General features: G+C 57.2%; 14 protein-coding genes. 11 read left to right on the top strand and 3 right to left on the bottom strand.

Annotated elements, in window-relative coordinates:
• Positions 1 to 237: 237 nt before the first annotated feature.
• Genes sapA through sapF form a run of 5 tightly spaced genes read left to right on the top strand, consistent with a single transcriptional unit; the run spans position 238 to position 5,538 of the window.
• The gene (gene sapA, locus ACRDCA_RS18945; RefSeq protein ID WP_438690907.1) at positions 238 to 1,893 is read left to right on the top strand and encodes an ABC transporter substrate-binding protein SapA; all 1,656 of its coding nucleotides are present in this window, start codon (positions 238 to 240) and stop codon (positions 1,891 to 1,893) included.
• The gene (gene sapB / locus ACRDCA_RS18940) at positions 1,890 to 2,855 is read left to right on the top strand and encodes a putrescine export ABC transporter permease SapB (RefSeq protein ID WP_438690906.1); all 966 of its coding nucleotides are present in this window, start codon (positions 1,890 to 1,892) and stop codon (positions 2,853 to 2,855) included. Before sapA ends, sapB begins: the two co-directional genes overlap by 4 nt.
• Positions 2,842 to 3,732, top strand: a complete 891-nt coding sequence (sapC, locus tag ACRDCA_RS18935) for a putrescine export ABC transporter permease SapC (protein WP_438690905.1) — start codon at positions 2,842 to 2,844, stop codon at positions 3,730 to 3,732. Before sapB ends, sapC begins: the two co-directional genes overlap by 14 nt.
• Entirely contained in the window at positions 3,732 to 4,724 is a 993-nt protein-coding gene (gene sapD / locus ACRDCA_RS18930; RefSeq protein ID WP_021806551.1) for a putrescine export ABC transporter ATP-binding protein SapD, read from the top strand. The genes sapC and sapD overlap by 1 nt, the downstream gene beginning before the upstream one ends.
• 1 nt (position 4,725) lies before the next feature.
• Positions 4,726 to 5,538, top strand: a complete 813-nt coding sequence (sapF, locus tag ACRDCA_RS18925; protein ID WP_438690904.1) for a putrescine export ABC transporter ATP-binding protein SapF — start codon at positions 4,726 to 4,728, stop codon at positions 5,536 to 5,538.
• Between the two features lie 310 nt (positions 5,539 to 5,848).
• On the opposite strand, the gene ACRDCA_RS18920 is transcribed toward sapF, so the two are convergent.
• The gene (locus ACRDCA_RS18920) at positions 5,849 to 5,998 is read right to left on the bottom strand and encodes a hypothetical protein (RefSeq protein ID WP_438690903.1); all 150 of its coding nucleotides are present in this window, start codon (positions 5,996 to 5,998) and stop codon (positions 5,849 to 5,851) included.
• 100 nt (positions 5,999 to 6,098) lie between these two features.
• Between ACRDCA_RS18920 and ACRDCA_RS18915 the strand changes: the two genes are divergently transcribed.
• Complete coding sequence (locus tag ACRDCA_RS18915; protein ID WP_438690902.1) at positions 6,099 to 7,277, top strand: CMD domain-containing protein; 1,179 nt, start codon at positions 6,099 to 6,101, stop codon at positions 7,275 to 7,277.
• On the opposite strand, the gene ACRDCA_RS18910 is transcribed toward ACRDCA_RS18915, so the two are convergent.
• Complete coding sequence (locus tag ACRDCA_RS18910; protein WP_438690901.1) at positions 7,235 to 8,152, bottom strand: LysR family transcriptional regulator; 918 nt, start codon at positions 8,150 to 8,152, stop codon at positions 7,235 to 7,237. The genes ACRDCA_RS18915 and ACRDCA_RS18910 overlap by 43 nt on opposite strands.
• Positions 8,153 to 8,353: 201 nt before the next feature.
• On the opposite strand from ACRDCA_RS18910, the gene ACRDCA_RS18905 reads away from it, so the two are divergent.
• The 3 genes from ACRDCA_RS18905 to ACRDCA_RS18895 all read left to right on the top strand — a co-directional run bounded on the left by ACRDCA_RS18905 (position 8,354) and on the right by ACRDCA_RS18895 (position 15,084).
• A complete protein-coding gene (locus ACRDCA_RS18905) occupies positions 8,354 to 10,660 on the top strand; it encodes an FdhF/YdeP family oxidoreductase (protein ID WP_438690900.1) in 2,307 nt (768 codons plus the stop codon).
• Between the two features lie 181 nt (positions 10,661 to 10,841).
• Positions 10,842 to 12,776 carry an exoribonuclease II gene (locus tag ACRDCA_RS18900; RefSeq protein WP_438690899.1) on the top strand — a complete coding sequence of 645 codons (1,935 nt, stop codon included), beginning with the start codon at positions 10,842 to 10,844 and terminating at the stop codon, positions 12,774 to 12,776.
• Between the two features lie 241 nt (positions 12,777 to 13,017).
• Positions 13,018 to 15,084 carry a carbon starvation CstA family protein gene (locus ACRDCA_RS18895; protein WP_438690898.1) on the top strand — a complete coding sequence of 689 codons (2,067 nt, stop codon included), beginning with the start codon at positions 13,018 to 13,020 and terminating at the stop codon, positions 15,082 to 15,084.
• A 159-nt stretch (positions 15,085 to 15,243) separates the two neighbouring features.
• On the opposite strand, the gene fsa is transcribed toward ACRDCA_RS18895, so the two are convergent.
• Positions 15,244 to 15,909: a fructose-6-phosphate aldolase gene (gene fsa / locus ACRDCA_RS18890; RefSeq protein ID WP_438690897.1), complete on the bottom strand. Its 666-nt coding sequence runs from the start codon at positions 15,907 to 15,909 to the stop codon at positions 15,244 to 15,246.
• 147 nt (positions 15,910 to 16,056) lie between these two features.
• Here fsa and ACRDCA_RS18885 point away from each other — a divergent pair, with 147 nt between their 5' ends.
• Together ACRDCA_RS18885 and ACRDCA_RS18880 are read left to right on the top strand one after the other, a co-directional pair.
• Entirely contained in the window at positions 16,057 to 16,959 is a 903-nt protein-coding gene (locus ACRDCA_RS18885) for a glycyl-radical enzyme activating protein (protein ID WP_438690896.1), read from the top strand.
• Between the two features lie 4 nt (positions 16,960 to 16,963).
• The gene (locus ACRDCA_RS18880) at positions 16,964 to 19,396 is read left to right on the top strand and encodes a formate C-acetyltransferase/glycerol dehydratase family glycyl radical enzyme (protein WP_438690895.1); all 2,433 of its coding nucleotides are present in this window, start codon (positions 16,964 to 16,966) and stop codon (positions 19,394 to 19,396) included.
• The last annotated feature ends 20 nt before the right edge of the window (positions 19,397 to 19,416 follow it).

The raw sequence follows: 19,416 nt of genomic DNA, 5'->3' as shown, positions 1-19,416 counted from the left end.
ATGATGATAATGGTTATCAGTATCATCTGTAAAGCACTTTATTGAGAATTTTTCTCATTACCATGCTAAGTTTGGGTGATTATCCACCAGCACTGATCCAGCAGGAGCCTGGCTCACCAGAATTTAGCGGCAAGCTTGAGCAAACAGCCGAAATTTCAGCCATTTCACGCAAGGAATTGGGCTGTTGGTCAGAGTGCGATACACTAACGTTATTGCTTAATAACCCATGAAGCGTCTATGCGTGGTTTACCTCTTTGGATCATGTCGCTCGGCTGCCTGGCAACCTCCGCCCTGGCCACGACACCGGCTGTGCCCAGCGCAGCAGCCCCACCGCCAGCAGATATTCGCCAGAGCGGCTTTGTCTATTGCGTTAGCGGTATTCTCAATACCTTCAACCCGCAGATGGCCAGCAGCGGGCTGACGGTCGATACCCTCGCCGCCCAGCTGTACGATCGGCTGCTGGATGTCGACCCTTACACTTACCGCCTGATCCCGGAACTGGCGGAAAGCTGGGAAGTGCTGGACAACGGCGCCACCTACCGCTTCCACCTGCGCCGGGACGTGCCCTTCCAGACCACCGCCTGGTTCCAGCCCACCCGCAAAATGAATGCCGACGATGTGGTCTTCAGCTTTCAACGGGTGTTTGACCAGAAGCATCCGTTCCACAATGTGAACGGCGGTGAATACCCGTATTTCGACAGTTTGCAGTTCGCCGACTCCGTACAAAGCGTGAAAAAGCTGGATCAATACACCGTCGAGTTCCGCTTGCAGGCACCGGATGCCTCTTTCCTGTGGCATCTGGCAACCCATTACGCGCCGGTGTTATCGGCAGAATATGCCGACAACCTGACGCTGGACGGTACGCAGGAGCTGATCGACCGTGAGCCAGTCGGCACCGGCCCGTTCCTGTTAAACGAATACCGCTCCGGGCAATACATCCGTCTGGCGCGTAATGACGTTTACTGGAAAGGGAAACCCCGCATGCCGCAGGTGGTGATCGACATGGGGGCCGGGGGAACGGGCCGCTTGTCCAAATTGCTGACCGGTGAGTGCGATGTGCTGGCCTATCCCGCCGCCAGCCAGCTTTCGATCCTGCGCGACGATCCGCGTTTACGCCTGACGCTGCGCCCGGGGATGAATATTGCCTATCTGGCCTTCAATACCCGCAAGCCACCGCTGGATAACCTGAAGGTGCGCCAGGCCATTGCGTTAGCCATCAACAACCAGCGCCTGATGCAATCGATCTATTACGGCACCGCAGAAACCGCCGCTTCGATCCTGCCGCGCGCCTCCTGGGCCTATGATAACGATGCCCACGTCACCGAATACGATCCGGCCAAGGCGCGGGAAATGCTGCGCGAAGCCGGTGTGGGGCCTCTGGATCTGAAGCTGTGGGTACCGACCGCCTCGCAATCCTATAACCCAAGCCCGTTGAAAACGGCGGAGTTGCTACAGGCTGATTTGGCTCAGGTCGGCATTCATCTCACCATCGTGCCGGTTGAGGGCCGCTTCCAGGAAGCCCGGTTGATGGAGATGAACCACGATCTGACCCTGACCGGTTGGTCAACCGACAGTAACGATCCGGACAGCTTCTTCCGCCCGTTGCTGAGCTGTGCGGCAATCCGTTCGCAAACCAACTATGCTCACTGGTGCGATCCCGCTTTTGATGAACAGTTGCAGGACGCCCTGTTATCACAGCAGTTATCACAACGTATCGAGCATTATCAGCAGGCGCAGAAGATCCTCGAGCAGCAGTTGCCCGTGTTGCCATTAGCGTCCTCTTTGCGTTTGCAGGCATACCGTTATGATATTAAAGGACTGGTGTTGAGCCCGTTCGGCAACTCATCATTTGCCGGGGTATACCGTGAACCGGCGGAGGCCGCGAAAAAGTGATTATCTTTACCTTACGCCGCATCCTGCTGCTGCTGATCACGCTGTTCTTCCTGACGCTGGTCAGCTTCAGCCTGAGCTACTTTACCCCACGCGCGCCGCTAAACGGTGCCGCCTTGCTGGATGCCTACCAGTTCTACTTTGTCAGCCTGCTGCACTGGGACTTTGGCGTCTCCAGCATTAATGGCCAGGCGATCAGCGAGCAACTGCGCGAAGTGTTCCCGGCCACCATGGAGCTGTGCATTTTAGCCTTCACCATGGCGCTGTTCATCGGTATTCCGCTGGGCATTATTGCCGGTGTGATGCGTGGCAAGTGGCAGGACACGGCCATCAGCACCTTTGCCCTGCTGGGCTTTTCCATCCCGGTATTTTGGCTGGCGCTGCTGCTGATGCTCTATTTTTCGCTGCATTTGGGCTGGCTGCCGGTGTCGGGCCGTTTCGATCTGCTGTATCAGGTCAAGCAGGTCACCGGTCTGGCGTTGGTCGACGCCTGGCTGTCTGACTCACCGTATCGCAATGAGATGATTGCCAGCGCGCTGCGCCATATGGTGCTGCCGATTGCCGCACTGGCGGTGGCCCCGATCACCGAGGTGATCCGTTTGATGCGCATCAGCACCGACGATGTTCTCAGCCAGAACTACATCAAGGCCGCCGCAACCCGTGGCCTGTCGCGCTTTACCATCATCCGCCGTCACGTGTTGCACAACGCGTTACCGCCGATCATCCCAAAACTCGGGCTGCAATTTTCTACCATGCTCACGCTGGCCATGATCACCGAGGTGGTGTTCAGTTGGCCAGGGCTGGGGCGTTGGCTGATTAATGCCATCCGCCAGCAGGACTACGCCGCCATCTCCGCAGGCGTGATGGTGATCGGCACACTGGTGATCACCATTAACGTGCTGGCCGACATTCTGGGTGCGGCTACCAACCCGCTGAAACATAAGGAATGGTATGCCCTTCGATAACGTCTACCGCGAAAAGAAAATGCCTAGCCCGCTGCTGTATACCTGGCGGATTTTCTACGGCGACACGCTGGCAATGGTGGGCTTTTATGGGGTGATCGGCCTGCTGCTGCTCTCTCTGTTCGGTAGCCTGCTGGCACCTTACGCTCTCGATCAGCAGTTCCTGGGATATCAGTTGCTCCCCCCTTCCTGGTCACGCTATGGCAACGTGTCCTTCTTCCTGGGCACCGACGATCTGGGGCGCGATATCCTCAGCCGTTTGTTGACCGGCACCGCCGCTACCTATGGTTCGGCGTTGATTGTCACCATCGCCGCCGCGCTCTGTGGGGTGATCCTGGGCGTATTTGCCGGGGTGACACGCGGTTTGCTGTCTGCAATGCTCAACCATATTCTCGATACCCTGCTGTCTATTCCTTCACTGCTGCTGGCCATTATCGTGGTGGCTTTCCTGGGGCCGAAGCTGGAGCACGCCATGCTGGCCGTCTGGCTGGCGCTGTTGCCACGGATGGTTCGTACCATCTACAGCGCGGTGCATGATGAGCTGGAAAAAGAGTACGTAGTCGCCGCCCGCCTGGACGGTGCCTCAACCATGCAGATCTTGTGGTTCGCCGTGATGCCGAACATCGCCGCCGTACTGATCACCGAGTTTACCCGCGCGCTGTCGATGGCCATTCTCGATATCGCGGCGCTGGGCTTCCTCGATTTAGGGGCGCAGCTGCCTTCCCCGGAATGGGGAGCCATGTTGGGCGATTCGCTGGAGCTGGTGTATGTCGCGCCCTGGACCGTCATGTTGCCCGGTGCCGCCATTCTGATCAGCGTATTGCTGGTTAACCTGTTGGGCGACGGAATACGCCGCGCGATCAATGCGGGAGTGGAATAATGCCGTTACTCGATATCCGCAATCTGACGATTGAATTTATGACCGCCGAAGGGCCGGTGAAGGCCGTCGATCGCGTCAGCATGACGCTGACCGAAGGTGAAGTCCGTGGCCTGGTGGGCGAATCCGGCTCAGGAAAAAGCCTGATCGCCAAAGCCATCTGTGGCGTGACCAAAGATAACTGGCGCGTCACCGCCGACCGCTTTCGCTTTGACGACATCGATCTGTTGCAGCTCAGCCCGCGCGAACGGCGCAAACTGGTGGGCCACAACGTTTCAATGATCTTCCAGGAGCCGCAATCCTGTCTGGATCCTTCCGAAAGCATTGGCCGCCAGTTGGCCCAGGCCATTCCCGGCTGGACCTACAAAGGCCGGTGGTGGCAGCGCTTTAACTGGCGCAAACGGCGGGCGATTGAGCTGTTGCACCGCGTGGGTATCAAGGACCATCTCGATATCATGGGCAGTTTCCCCTATGAACTGACCGAAGGGGAATGCCAGAAAGTGATGATCGCCATTGCGTTGGCCAATCAGCCAAGATTGCTGATCGCCGATGAACCTACCAACGCCATGGAACCCACCACGCAGGCGCAGATCTTCCGCCTGCTGGCGCGGCTGAACCAAAACAACAACACCACGATCCTGCTGATCAGCCACGATTTGCAGATGATGAGCAAATGGGCCGACCGGGTTAACGTGCTGTATTGCGGCCAGACGGTAGAAAGTGCGCAATGCGAAGATCTGCTCGCTGCACCTCATCATCCTTATACTCAGGCGTTGATCCGTGCCATGCCTGACTTTGGCCGCTCGCTGCCGCACAAAAGCCGCCTGAATACGCTGCCAGGAGCAATCCCCTCTTTGGAACATCTGCCCATTGGCTGCCGCCTGGGGCCACGCTGTCCGTACGCGCAAAAACAGTGTATTGAAACGCCGCGCTTGCGCCCGGTGAAAAACCACCTGTTTGCCTGCCACTTCCCGTTAAACATGGAGGAGCAATAACATGGAAACGCTGTTGGAAGTGCGCAACCTGACCAAAACCTATCGCTATCGCACCGGGCTGTTCCGCCGCCAGCATGTGGAAGCGGTCAAGTCGGTCAGTTTTACCCTGCGTGAAGGCCAGACGCTGGCGATCATCGGTGAGAACGGCTCGGGCAAATCGACGCTGGCGAAAATGCTTTCCGGCATGGTGGAGCCCTCGTCCGGTGAGGTGCTGATCGACGACCATCCGCTGGCCTATGGCGATTATCGCTACCGTAGCCAGCGTATCCGCATGATTTTCCAGGATCCGAGTACCTCACTCAACCCGCGTCAACGTATCGGTCAGTTGCTTGATGCGCCGTTACGGCTGAATACCGACCTGGAAGCCGCCGAGCGCGAGGTGAGGATCAACCAGACTCTGCGTCAGGTGGGGATGCTGCCAGATCATGCGTACTATTATCCGCATATGCTTGCCTCGGGACAGAAACAGCGTGTCGCACTGGCGCGTGCGCTAATCCTGCAACCCAAGGTGATCGTTGCCGATGAGGCGTTGGCTTCGCTGGATATGTCGATGCGTTCGCAGATCATCAACCTGATGCTGGAACTCCAGGAAAAACACGGGATTGCCTATATTTATGTCACGCAGCATCTGGGCATGATGAAGCATATCAGCGACCAGGTGATGGTGATGCATGAAGGGGAAATCGTGGAGCGTGGCAGCACCGCAGAGGTGCTCGCCTCACCGCTGCACGATCTCACCAAGCGACTGATCGCCAGTCATTTTGGTGAGGCGCTGACGGCGGATGCCTGGCGGCGTGACGGCGGCAGATTCTAGGTATCCCCCTCTCCCTAACCCTCTCTACAGGGAGAGGGGACCTAACGTGCCTCGGTTTATTGCAGCGCCCCTCTTTTAGTTACAGATTAACCTCTACACCTGACCACCACGCCGGGCTGACCTCTTTGCCCTTTGGGAGAGGGGACTGAATGTGCTACAACTTTATTGCGGCCCCCTCCTGTAGTTAAAGATTAACGCCGACACCTGACCACCACGCTGGGCTGACCCCCTCGCCCTTTGGGAGAGGGCTGGGGTGAGGGGAAGAGAGCAATCCTCGGTATTCCATCCAGTTATTAATTAGCACGTAACATTATTTTATCTCGCCAATCGAATCGGTGAGGATATCCCCTACGTTGCACCATGCAAACAACAGGATATCGCGCTGATGAACCATACCCACCACCAACGCTTCTCGCAACTGATACTCATCCTTGCCGCCGGCTTCGCTATTTATGGTCATGGTCTATGCAGCCATGACTGACGCCTGCCCCTGTCCCTTTACCCTGCCGCCGTTGCCAACTGCCACGCTGGCTTGTTGTATTGATTAAGGATTTTATCCGATGGAACATCGCCTACACCCTTTCCAGTGGTACCACGAAACCCAGCGCAGCTCTGGTCACGGTTCGCCACTCGAGCCTGGTGCCGCGAGCCTTCGGGATCGCTTCTTGCTGGGCCTGGGGACCTTTACCGACCCAGCTTTGAACGTTGCACTCAGCGATCGTGTCGATGTTTTTACCGCGTCATCGGCGAGCTATCCGGTGCTGTTTCCGGAACGGGTTCCGTTTTCGCGGGAGGTGACATTGTCACCTTACGATCGCCTGTCTACCGCCTTGACGGTGGCTCAGGTCACCGGCGTGCAATCGCTATGTAGCCATTACGCCGCCCGCCTCGCGCCCTTGGACAGCCCCGAGGCCACACGGGAGAGTAATGTCCGCCTGGCTCAGATCACCCAATACGCCCGCCAACTTGCCAGCCAACCTACCCAGATTTGCTCTAAAGCATTACAACAGCTCAGTGAGGTTGGCCTGAGCACGCAGGATATTGTGACCTTTTCGCAAATCATCGGCTTTGTGAGTTATCAGGCGCGAGTGGTCGCTGGTATTGCCGCGCTGGCAGGCAGACCTGCGGTGGTGCTACCAGGTTTCCCTACCGTTGAAGATGCCGAACCGGCAGGTTTTTCCTGTGCGGCACGGTTATGGCAAGCTCGACTGCCGGAGATCGTAGCCGAACAGGCCCAGGCCCGGCAGCTCGACATTCTGGACCAAAGCCACCCAGATGCCCGCAACGAGCCTTATTACCTGCTGCTGGCCCATGACGCACCCGCCTTGCATGAACGCAACGCGGTATTTAACGGAATTGAACGCCACGCCGACGGCCTCTCCCCCCGCCTGAAGGCTTTGGTTGCCTTGGTCGCATCACGCATTAATGGCAGCCATTACTGTTTCGCCGTTGCAGCCAATCACCTTGCCGATCAACAGTTGGCGCAGGCTTTAGTGACTGGGGTAGACAGCGCACGAGAGATGGCAGGCGATCCGCAGACCACTGCCGTGATTGGCGTGACAGCCGAACTGACACGCACACCTGAGAAATTTACGGCACAAAGCGTGCAGCCGCTGTTCGACAGCGGGCTGGATGGCTTACAGGCGTTGGACGTGATTTTGACTGGCGCGCTGCATGCCTGGGAAAACCGGTTGCGTTACAGCCTTGGCAATACGCTGGACTCTAATAACCAGATCTGAGCCGCATCAAAGAAGTTTTGCGCCAGGGGCGTGGCTCTGCCCGGCTCGGCAATCACCAGGGCGGCATGACGTGACATCGGCGCAATGGCCACTTTGCGCCGTTGCAGCTGCGGCATCATTTCCATCTGTAGATTACCGCTGGGGAACAGACCGCATCCCAAGCCGACAAAGATCCCCTGCAACAGTTGGAAGATCGAGGTGGTTTCCATCCGGGTATGCAGCGTCAAGTTCGCCTCCCGGAAATGCTGATCCAGATAGCGGCGGAAGTAACGCGTTGGCTCCGCCAGGCATAATGGCAGCGCTGCCACGGTTGCCAGCGTCAGCGGCGTTTCCCCCACCAGCTCGGGGAAATGCTGAGGATGAAACACCAGGTCGATGCCGCTGTCGGCCAAAGACTGCGATTGGAAATGCAGTTCTTTGAGCGTCGGTAGTTCAAAGAAACCGATGCCGATATCCACCGTGTGCGCGGTTAGCGCTTCCAGCAGCTGGTCGGCACTCAATACCGCGACGCGATAGTCCAGCTGCGGATAACGCTCGCTGACCGCCTTCAACATCTGCGCTAACGAAATGCTGCACTGCGGGACGGTGCCGATGCGCAACGTCCCGTTCAGGCCATGTTTCAGCGACTCCACTTCCAGCTTCAGCCCCTGATAAACGGAAACAATTTCCCGCGCCCAAGCCAGGACGCGCTCACCTTCAGCGGTAAAGCCTTCAAAGTTGTTACCGCGATTGATCAATGAGACACCCAGCTCTTTCTCCAGGTTTTTCAGCCGCATGGATAAGGTCGGCTGGCTGACAAAGCTGGCCTCTGCGGCACGGCCAAAGTGGCGTTCCCGCTCAAGATTACACAGGTAGATCAGTTGCTTGATATCCATGTATTGGCTCGAAAAATGGTTTCTACATCAAGTATATCATTTGCAGCCGCCTTGCTGGCAGCGGCGATAAGCGTCGTCTATCCCATCATTGCTCTATTCGATTAGACGCCCAGCCCTTACGCCCCTAGACTTGCCACATAAATACTCAAAATGCTTAAAAAAGCATTTACCTTTTAGCTACAATCACCTGCGAAGATAATCATGAAATTTAAACCGTCAATCAAGCCATATCGCGGCGCGGCGGGCGGCTGGGGCTCATTGGAAGCCACCACCCGCTATGTGTTCGACAGTAAACAGGCGCTGAAGAATCTGCGCAACCTGATGCGTGTAAACAAAGCGCGCGGCTTCGACTGCCCCGGCTGTGCCTGGGGCGATGATAATCACAGCACCTTCAGCTTCTGCGAGAACGGTGCCAAAGCGGTCAGTTGGGAGGCCACACGTAATGCGGTCGAACCCGCCTTCTTTGCGGCCCACACCGTCAGCACTCTGCGTGAGCAAAGCGACTACTTCCTGGAGTATCAAGGCCGGTTAACGCACCCGATGCGCTACGATACCAAAACCGATCGCTATCAGCCCATCTCCTGGCCGGATGCTCTGAAGCTTATCGCCAGCCATATCCAGGCGATGGATAACCCCAACCAGATCGAGCTGTACACCTCCGGCCGTGCCAGCAATGAAGCCTCTTATCTATATCAACTGTTTGGCCGCATGCTGGGCACCAGCAACTTCCCAGACTGTTCCAATATGTGCCATGAAGCGAGCGGCGTTGGCCTTAAGCAGGGCATCGGCGTCGGCAAGGGCACCATCCGTATGGATGATTTCGAAAAGGCCGATGCGATCTTCGTCTTTGGCCAAAACCCCGGCACCAACCATCCACGTATGCTGCACAGCCTGAAGCACGCGGCCAGTCGTGGCGCACACATCGTCAGTTTCAACACTTTACGTGAGCGCGGTTTGGAAAGGTTTGCCGACCCGCAAAACCCCATCCAGATGTTGACCCCCAAGTCCTCTCCGATCAGTTCCGCCTATTTCCAGCCCAACCTGGGCGGTGATATGGCAGCGGTGCGCGGCATGGTGAAAGCGTTGCTGGAAACTCATCGCCAAAGGTTAGCCGCCAACCGGCCTGGGCTGTTCGACCAACCGTTTATCGATCGGCATTGCGTTGGCATTGAGGATTATCTGGCGCAGGTGGATGCCACTACGTGGCAGCAAATCACCACGCAATCCGGTTTGAGCGAGAGCCAACTGCGCCATGCGGCGGCGATTTACCAAGGCGCAGAGCGTGTGATCTGCACCTGGGCAATGGGCGTCACCCAGCATAAACACTCCGTGCCGACGGTACGCGAAATCACCAACCTGCAACTGCTGTTCGGTCAGTTAGGCAAACCAGGCGCAGGCTTATGCCCGGTACGCGGCCACAGCAACGTGCAAGGCAACCGCACCATGGGCATTGATGAGAAAGCCCCCAAGGCGCTGCTCGATAGCCTGGAACAGCATTTTGGCTTTAGCCCGCGCCGCGAGATCGGCCACAATACCGTCGAAGCCATTGAGGCGATGCTGCGCGGTGAGGTCAAAGTGTTGATTGCACTGGGTGGCAATCTGGCAGCGGCAGCCCCAGATACCGAGCGTACCGCCCAGGCTTTGCGCCGGTGCGATTTGACCGTGCATATCAGCACCAAGCTGAACCGCAGCCATCTGATCACCGGTAAAGACGCGCTGATCCTGCCAACGCTGGGGCGTACCGAGTTGGATATGCAGGCCAGCGGCCCGCAATACATCACGGTGGAAGACTCCTTCAGCATGGTGCATGCCTCGGAAGGCATCGGCAAACCGTTGGCAGACACCCAGCGCTCGGAAACCGCGATTGTCTGCGGCATTGCCGACGCGGTGTTAGGCAACCAACCACTGGATTGGCTGGAGCTGGCCGATGATTACTCGCTGATCCGTCAGCATATCCAGGCCACCATTCCCGGCTTTGACGACTTCAACCTGCGCTGCGAACAGCCTGGGGGATTCTATCTGGGTAACGCCGCTGCCGAATTACGTTTTGCCACACAGAGTGGTAAGGCCCAGTTCAGCGCCGCCCCGCTACCCGAGACCTTATTCCCGCAAATCGGGGCGGAAAAAGCGCCGTTTGTACTGCAAACCCTGCGTTCACACGATCAGTACAACACCACCATTTATGGCCTGGACGATCGCTATCGTGGCGTTTACGGCCAGCGCGAGGTGCTGTTTATTCATCCGGAAGATTTGGCCGATCTTGGGTTGCAAGATGGCGAGTTGGTGGAGATCGAAACCCTGTGGAACGACGGCGTAACCAGAAAGGTCAGCGGCTTCAAGCTGGTCAGCTACGATATCCCACGCGGTAATCTGGCGGCCTATTACCCTGAAACCAACCCGCTGGTGCCGCTGGCCAGCTTTGGTGACGGTACCGGCACGCCAACCTCCAAATCGATTCCGGTCGCTATTCGCCGCTGTGCTCAACCACCCACACTGCGGATTGTTTAATTTCAACGGGCGCACATGCGGCGCCCCTACGGCAATATCAGCATGGCTTTTTAATGCGCAATGCATTGATTATCGCAGGCCAACGTTGGAAAACCATGACGTTTGGCTTGCCCGCCAGGGGTGATTCGCGTAAAACTGTCAGCCGCAAATCTTGCCACTCACAACCCATTCACTGGACGATATGTTTCAAGATAACCCGCTGCTGGCGCAGCTTAAACAGCAACTTCACTCTCAAACCCCGCGTGTTGAAGGCGTAGTAAAAGGGACTGAGAAAGGTTTTGGCTTTTTAGAAGTCGACGGTCAGAAAAGTTACTTCATTCCGCCGCCGTACATGAAAAAAGTCATGCATGGGGATCGTATCGTCGCCACCCTGCACACCGAAAAAGATCGCGAGATCGCTGAGCCGGAAACCCTGGTTGAGCCGTTCCTGTCGCGCTTTGTCGGCCGGGTGCTGAAAAAAGACGATCGCCTGTCGATCATCCCCGATCATCCGTTGCTGAAAGACGCCATCCAATGCCGTCCTGCGCGTGACGTGACCCATAATTTCGCCGCCGGTGACTGGGCTGTCGCAGAAATGCGCCGTCACCCGCTGAAAGGCGACCGCGCTTTCCAAGCCGATCTGACGCAGTTCATCACCGACGGTGAAGATCACTTCGCGCCATGGTGGGTCACGCTAGCTCGCCACAATCTTGAAAAAGAAGCGCCAGACATGGTCGCTATCTCCGATCTGGACACCGGTCTGGTGCGTGAAGATTTGACCGCACTGGACTTCGTGACCATCGACAGCGCCAGTACCGAAGATATGGATGATGCGCTGCACGTGCAAGACAACGCCGACGGCTCGCTGCTGTTGACCATCGCCATTGCGGATCCGACCGCCTATGTCGAGCAAGGCAGCAGTCTGGATGATATCGCCCGCAAGCGCGCGTTCACCAATTACCTGCCGGGCTTCAATATTCCGATGTTGCCACGCGATCTGTCCGACAACCTGTGCTCGCTGCGCCCGAATGAACGCCGCTCGGTGCTGGCTTGCCGTGTGACCATCGCCGCAGACGGTGCGTTGGGGAATGATATCCGTTTCTTCGCCGCCGAAATCCAGTCCAAAGCCAAGCTGGTTTATGACGAAGTTTCTGACTGGCTGGACGGTATCGCTGGCTGGCAACCGCCAAGTGAAAACATCGCACAGCAGATTACCTTGCTCAAACAGGTTTGTGATGTACGCAGCGCCTGGCGTCATCAACATGCGCTGGTGTTCAAGGATCGTCCAGACTATCGCTTTGTGCTTGGTGAGAAAGGCGACGTGCTGGACATCATTACCGAACAGCGCCGCACCGCCAACCGTATCGTGGAAGAGTGCATGATCGCCGCCAACGTCTGTGCCGCCCTGGTGCTGCGCGATCGTCTGGGCTTTGGCATCTACAACGTGCATAACGGCTTCGATCCCGCGCTGGTTGAACAGGCCGTCACCGTGTTGCAGGCCAATGGCGTTGAAGCCGATGCCGAGAGGCTGCTGACTCTGGAAGGATTCTGTGAACTGCGCCGTCACCTAGACTCGCAGCCAACCCAGTTCCTGGACAGCCGCATCCGCCGCTTCCAGACCTTTGCCGAGATCAGCACCACGCCAGGCCCACACTTCGGCCTGGGGCTGGAGGCTTACGCCACCTGGACCTCACCGATCCGTAAGTATGGCGATATGGTCAACCACCGTCTGCTGAAAGCCATTATCAGCGAGCAGGCGGCGGAAAAACCGCAGGACGACGTTACCGTGCAACTGGCGGAACGCCGCCGCCTGAACCGTATGGCAGAACGTGACGTAGGGGACTGGCTGTATGCCCGTTTCCTGAAGGACAAGGCCGGTACCGATGAGCGCTTCAACGCCGAGATCATCGACGTGACCCGCGGTGGCCTGCGTGTGCGCCTGCTGGACAACGGCGCGGTAGCCTTCATCCCTGCCCCATTCATCCACGCGGTTCGCGACGAGATGGTGTGCAGCCAGGAGACCGGCACCGTACAGGTGAAGGGCGAAGTGGTTTATCGCCAGAGCGATACCATCCAGGTGAACATTGCCGAAGTGCGCATGGAAACCCGCAGCGTGATCGCCAGACCGGTTGCCTGACGCCTCCGGTTCACGATCAGGGCGATACTTCGGTATCGCCTTTTTTTATGTCCGCAATAACCTATTTCGCCTCCGCATCACAAGCTTCTTTCAGCAAATCCCAACTGAGTTCACATTTCTGATCCGACCAGCCGCCGTCCGCGGTTAAACCTCCTACGTTTAATGGGTCGTTAACTTTTTGACGTACTCACAAACTAAAAAAATCGCCTTTCTACCTCTGCACAACAAGGAGTTGCGGAACATGAAAAACGTCAAGTCCGCCATAATCTGGCTCGCGGTGGCGCTGGTTGGTGCCTTCGCTTTCGGCATGTTGGCTTTGAGCCGCGGGGAGCACGTCAACGCTGTCTGGCTGGTGGTGGCTTCCGTCGCCTGCTACAGCATTGCCTACCGCTTCTATAGCCGGTTTATTGCCAAGAACGTGTTTGAACTCGATGACCGCCGGTTAACGCCTGCGGAACGTCATAACGACGGTCTGGACTATGTGCCGACCAATAAATGGGTGCTGTTTGGCCACCACTTCGCCGCGATTGCCGGCGCTGGTCCACTGGTAGGGCCGATCCTGGCGGCGCAGATGGGCTTCCTGCCTGGCACCATCTGGATCCTGGTCGGGGTCATGCTGGCCGGTGCGGTGCAGGATTTCCTGATCCTGTTTATCTCCACCCGCCGCGACGGACGCTCTTTAGGGGAAATGGCCAAACAGGAGCTAGGTGCCTTTGCTGGCGTCGTGACCATGTTGGGTGCGCTTGGGGTGATGATCATTATCCTTTCTGCACTGGCTCTGGTCGTGGTCAAAGCCCTGGCCGACAGCCCATGGGGTCTGTTCACCATCGCCGCCACCATTCCAATTGCGCTGTTTATGGGCGTTTACATGCGCTTTATCCGCCCAGGCAAGATTGCCGAGGTTTCGCTGATCGGCTTTGTGCTGATGATGATGGCGATTATCTATGGCGGTAACATCGCTCTGCATCCTTACTGGGGACCGTTCTTTACCCTGCACGGCACCACCCTGACCTGGGTGTTGGTGATTTATGGTTTTGTCGCCTCGGTGCTGCCAGTGTGGCTGTTGCTGGCCCCACGCGACTATCTCTCTACCTTCTTGAAAATCGGCGTGATCGTTGGGCTGGCGGTGGGCATTGTGTTCGCCATGCCGGAAATGAAAATGCCAGCGGTCTCTCGCTTTATCGATGGCAGCGGCCCGGTGTTTGCCGGTTCACTGTTCCCGTTCCTGTTTATCACCATCGCCTGCGGCGCGATCTCCGGTTTCCACGCCCTGGTTTCCAGCGGCACCACGCCGAAGCTGGTTGAGCGTGAGAGCCACATTCGCTTTATTGGCTACGGCGGCATGTTGATGGAATCCTTCGTGGCCATCATGGCGCTGATTTGCGCTTCGGTGATCGACCCAGGCGTCTACTTTGCCATGAACTCACCGGCGGCGCTGATCGGCACCACGGTGGAGAGTGCTTCACAGGCGATCAACAGCTGGGGCTTTATGGTCACCCCAGAAATGCTGACGCAGATTGCCCACGATGTGGGTGAGAAGTCGGTACTGTCCAGAGCCGGTGGTGCGCCGACCTTCGCCGTTGGCATGGCCCATATTATCAGCGAGGTGTTTAACAGCCGGGCGATGATGGCTTTCTGGTATCACTTTGCCATCCTGTTTGAAGCCCTGTTTATCCTCACCGCAGTAGATGCGGGTACCCGCGCCTGTCGCTTTATGGTGCAGGATCTGGTTGGCGTGGCCATTCCAAGGCTGGCGAACAACCGTTCCTGGTTTGGCAACCTGGCGGGCACCACCGTGGCCGTAGCCGGTTGGGGTTTCTTCGTCTATCAGGGCGTCGTGGATCCGTTAGGCGGAATTAATACGCTGTGGCCGCTGTTCGGTATCGGTAACCAGATGCTGGCCTCAATGGCGCTGATCCTGGGCACCGTGGTGCTGTTCAAGATGAAGAAGCAGCGTTACGCCTGGGTGACCATTCTGCCGACCATCTGGCTGTTTATCACCTCGATGACGGCGGGCTGGCAGAAGATTTTCCATGAGAAACCGAGCATCGGCTTCCTGGCGCAGGCGAAGAAATTCTCTGCCGGGATTGAGTCAGGCACGGTTATCGCACCAGCTAAATCCATTGCGGATATGCAGACCATAGTGTTCGCCAATCAGATTAACGCCGCGTTGTGCGCCTTCTTTATGCTGGTGGCGGTGACGATGCTGGTTTCAGCCTTCCTGGTGATACGCCGTGCGTTGGGTTCCAAAACGCCAACGGTACGTGAAAGCACGATCGTGCTACGTGAGGAAACCGGTCGGGTCTGATATCCCCCCCAATCCTCCCACAGGGAGAGGGAGCTGACCCTGCGTAGCTGTCAGGTGCAGGAGTCAATTTGTGACATGGTGAGGTATAGGTAGAACGTAGAAATAAAGTTGTAGCACGTACAGTCCCCTCTCCCTTTGGAGAGGGTTAGGGTGAGGGGCTTAGCTCATTAGCGTCGTGCCGAAAGCCCCTTGCCAATCCTGTTCAAACTTCTCTACCGCCGCCTGTACCGCCGGGGTGGTAATAAACTGCTCCGCCACATCGACCGGTAAAGTGATCGACTGACACCCTGCCAACAAACACTCCAGCGCCTGACGTGGCGTTTTGAAGCTGGCCGCCAGCACCTTGGCGTGAGGAGCATGCAGTGACAACAGCTGTTGCAACTCGTGCACCATTTCAACCCCATCGCCACCCTGCGCGTCCAGACGGTTTACATAAGGTGCCACATACTCTGCCCCGGCCAACGCCGCCAACAGCCCCTGGCCTGCGCCATAAACGGCGGTACCCAAGGTCGGGATCGACATGGATTTCAGTTTCTTGATCGCTGCCAGCCCTTCTGCGGTCGTAGGGATTTTCACCACCAGGCCAGGCACACGTTGGCTCAGCAGGACAGCTTCGGCAACCATACGTTCCGCGTCGTTAGCCATCACCTGGGCAAACAGCTTGCCGGTTCCGCCCAGCGCATCACGCAAGGCCGGGAGCACTTCCCAGATCGGTTTGCCTTCTTTGGCGACAATGCTTGGGTTGGTGGTCACACCATGCAGCGGCAAAACGCGCGCCAGACGTTTCACTGCGCTGACGTCGGCAGTATCGAGATACAGTTCCATAACCTTCTCCTGATTCTTTTGTGGGCAGATTCAAACTCTGAACATAATAAGCGAATAAAGCCCTCATCATTTGATTAAAATCAAATCAACTTTCATTCGAAACCTATTTAATTTACGTAAGAAGATTTTAGACTTCACAGGTGACGAATGCTTTTCAATCTACAGCGCTACTCAACGCATGACGGCCCGGGCATCCGCAGCGTGGTGTTCCTTAAGGGCTGCTCACTTGGCTGCCGCTGGTGCCAGAACCCGGAAAGCCGTTCGCGCCAGCAGGAGTTGCTGTTTGATGAGCGTCTGTGCCTGGCGGCCTGTACCCTGTGCAGCGAGAGTTGTCCGCACGCCATCACCCGCATCGATGATAACACCCTGAGCCTGGAACGCGCGTTACTGACTGCCGCCGATTATGACGCATTAAACGGCTGTTGCCCAACCGGAGCGCTGAGCGTCTGTGGCAAAGCTCTCGACATTGATGCGGTAATGGCCGAGGTGATGCGCGATAAGCCTTTCTACCTGCGTACCGGCGGTGGCCTGACGCTGTCCGGCGGTGAGCCATTTATGCAGCCGGAAGCCGCCGCAGAGTTGCTCAAACGCGGGCGCGAAGCCGGTATCCATACCGCAGTGGAATCTTGCCTGCACACGCCCTGGTCCTATATTGAACCTTCTCTGCCCTGGCTCGACCTGATGCTGGCCGATCTGAAACACGTCGACGAAGTGCGCTTCAAACAGTGGACCGAGGGTTCCGCCAAGCGGGTGATGGATAACTTCCGGCGTTTGGCTGCTGCGGGTACCCAGATCACCGTGCGAGTGCCGCTGATCCCCGAATTCAACGCCGATCGCGACTCGATCCGCGCCATTACCGACTTTGCTGCCGATGAAATCGGCGTCAAAGAGATCCATTTTTTGCCGTATCACACGCTGGGGATGAATAAATACCATCTGCTCGGCGCGCCTTATTACGCTTCCCGTACTCCCCTGGACGACCCCGAACTGCTGGCCTATGCCGAAGATTACGCCAGCGCCAAAGGTCTGACCGCCATTTTGCGAGGATAACACCATGACAACGCTGGATCTGACAACCCTGACCGAACGCACGCTGGCGCACAAGAACGCGCTGATCCATATCGTCAAGCCACCGGTTTGTACCGAACGCGCACAGCACTACACCGAAACCTACCAACAGCAGCAGGATAAACCGCTGCCGGTAAGGCGTGCCATGGCGTTAGCCAATCATCTGGCCAAGCGAACCATCTGGATCAAGAATGATGAGTTGATCATCGGTAACCAGGCCAGTCAGTTACGTGCCGCACCTATCTTCCCGGAATACACCGTCAGTTGGATCGAGAGCGAAATTGACGAGTTGGCCGATCGCCCCGGTGCCGGCTTCTCCGTCAGCGAGCAGGATAAAGCGGTGTTACACACCCTGTGCCCATGGTGGCGTGGCCAAACCGTGCAGGATCGCTGCTACGGCATGTTCACCGATGAACAGAAAGCTCTGCTGGCTACCGGTATCATCAAAGCCGAAGGCAACATGACCTCTGGTGATGCGCACCTGGCGGTCAACTTCCCGCTGTTGCTGGAAAAAGGCCTGGATGGCCTGCGCGGGAAGGTGTCAGAGCGCCGCGAACGTCTGCACCTGACCGACTGGGACGATTTGCACAAGGAACAGTTCCTGAAGGCCGTCGACATCTCGCTGGACGCCCTGAGCCTGCATATCCTGCGCTTTGCCCAGTTGGCCCGTGAAATGGCTCAGAGTGAACAACGCATCTGGCGGCGTGAAGAGCTGCTGACAATGGCGGCCAACTGCGAGTTGATCGCGCATCAACCGCCACAGACCTTCTGGCAGGCGCTGCAACTGTGTTACTTCATCCAACTGTTCCTGCAGATCGAATCCAACGGTCACTCGGTCTCCTTTGGCCGCCTCGACCAATATCTGTATCCGTGGTATCGCCGTGACGTGGAGCTGGAACAGAGCCTGCCGCGTGAAAAAGCCATCGAAATGCTGCACAGCTGCTGGTTGAAACTGCTGGAAGTGAACAAGATCCGCTCCGGCTCGCACTCCAAAGCCTCGGCCGGTAGCCCGCTGTATCAGAACGTGACCATCGGCGGTCAGAAGCTGGTTAATGGCCAGCCTTGTGACGCGGTCAACCCGCTCTCTTACACCATTCTGGAGTCCTGTGGCCGTCTGCGTTCAACGCAGCCCAACCTCAGCGTGCGCTATCATGCCGGGATCAGTAATGATTTCCTCGACGCCTGTGTACAGGTGATCCGCTGCGGCTTCGGCATGCCGGCGTTTAACAACGATGAAATCGTTATTCCCGAATTTATCAAACTGGGTGTCGAACCTCAGGACGCTTACGATTACGCCGCCATCGGTTGTATCGAAACCGCCGTTGGTGGCAAATGGGGCTACCGCTGTACCGGCATGAGCTTTATCAACTTCGCCCGCGTGATGTTGGCCGCACTGGAGCAAGGGCGCGATGCCACCTCCGGCAAGGTTTTCCTGCCGCAGGAGCAGGCGCTGTCTCAAGACAACTTTAGCCGGTTCGATCAGGTGCTGGATGCCTGGGATACGCAGATCCGCTATTACACCCGCAAATCGATTGAGATTGAGTGCGTTGTCGATACCGTGCTGGAAGAAAATGCCCACGACATCGTCTGCTCAGCCCTGGTGGATGATTGCATCGAGCGTGGTAAGAGTGTCAAACAAGGCGGCGCGAAATATGACTGGGTATCCGGCCTTCAGGTCGGGATCGCCAACCTGGGTAACAGCCTGGAAGCGGTACGCAAGCTGGTGTTCGAGCAGGGGATCATTGGTCAGCAACAGTTGGCACAAGCCCTGGCCAACGACTTTGCGGGCCTAGACGGCGAACAGCTGCGCCAGCGCCTGATCAACGCCGCGCCAAAATACGGCAACGACGTGGATGATGTCGATCAGTTGCTGGTACGTGCCTACCAGACCTATATCGACGAACTGAAACAGTATCACAACACCCGTTTTGGCCGTGGCCCGATCGGCGGCACCTATTATGCGGGGACCTCCTCCATTTCGGCCAACGTGCCGTTTGGGGCGGCTACCATGGCCACGCCAGATGGCCGTAAAGCGCATACGCCATTGGCAGAAGGCGCCAGCCCGGCCTCCGGTACCGACCATCTTGGCCCAACGGCGGTATTCAACTCGCTGAGCAAACTGCCCACCGAGTCGATTCTGGGCGGGGTGTTGCTCAACCAGAAGCTGAACCCGTCAACGTTGGAGAACCCACGTGACCGCGAAAAACTGATGCTGATGCTGCGTACGTTCTTCGAAGCCTACCACGGTTGGCACGTGCAATATAATATCGTGTCGCGGGAAACGCTGTTGGCTGCCAAGCAACATCCTGACCAATATCGTGATTTAGTGGTACGCGTGGCTGGATATTCTGCCTTCTTTACCGCATTATCCCCAGATGCGCAGGACGACATTATCGCGCGAACCGAACATACTCTTTAAACAGTGAATAGTTGCGGTCA

This window comes from Serratia sp. (in: enterobacteria), from assembly GCF_051654945.1.
Classification (GTDB): Bacteria; Pseudomonadota; Gammaproteobacteria; order Enterobacterales; family Enterobacteriaceae; genus Chania.
The sequence above is the reverse complement of the archived record's forward strand: the minus strand, read 5'-3'. Positions and strand labels throughout refer to the sequence as shown.

Coding starts and splice junctions, on each gene's coding strand:
- sapA (WP_438690907.1), top strand. CDS start 238: ATGCGTGGTTTACCTCTTTGGATCATGTCGCTCGGCTGCCTGGCAACC.
- sapC (WP_438690905.1), top strand. CDS start 2,842: ATGCCCTTCGATAACGTCTACCGCGAAAAGAAAATGCCTAGCCCGCTG.
- sapD (WP_021806551.1), top strand. CDS start 3,732: ATGCCGTTACTCGATATCCGCAATCTGACGATTGAATTTATGACCGCC.
- sapF (WP_438690904.1), top strand. CDS start 4,726: ATGGAAACGCTGTTGGAAGTGCGCAACCTGACCAAAACCTATCGCTAT.
- ACRDCA_RS18920 (WP_438690903.1), bottom strand. CDS start 5,998: ATGACCATAAATAGCGAAGCCGGCGGCAAGGATGAGTATCAGTTGCGA.
- ACRDCA_RS18915 (WP_438690902.1), top strand. CDS start 6,099: ATGGAACATCGCCTACACCCTTTCCAGTGGTACCACGAAACCCAGCGC.
- ACRDCA_RS18910 (WP_438690901.1), bottom strand. CDS start 8,152: ATGGATATCAAGCAACTGATCTACCTGTGTAATCTTGAGCGGGAACGC.
- ACRDCA_RS18905 (WP_438690900.1), top strand. CDS start 8,354: ATGAAATTTAAACCGTCAATCAAGCCATATCGCGGCGCGGCGGGCGGC.
- ACRDCA_RS18900 (WP_438690899.1), top strand. CDS start 10,842: ATGTTTCAAGATAACCCGCTGCTGGCGCAGCTTAAACAGCAACTTCAC.
- ACRDCA_RS18895 (WP_438690898.1), top strand. CDS start 13,018: ATGAAAAACGTCAAGTCCGCCATAATCTGGCTCGCGGTGGCGCTGGTT.
- fsa (WP_438690897.1), bottom strand. CDS start 15,909: ATGGAACTGTATCTCGATACTGCCGACGTCAGCGCAGTGAAACGTCTG.
- ACRDCA_RS18885 (WP_438690896.1), top strand. CDS start 16,057: ATGCTTTTCAATCTACAGCGCTACTCAACGCATGACGGCCCGGGCATC.
- ACRDCA_RS18880 (WP_438690895.1), top strand. CDS start 16,964: ATGACAACGCTGGATCTGACAACCCTGACCGAACGCACGCTGGCGCAC.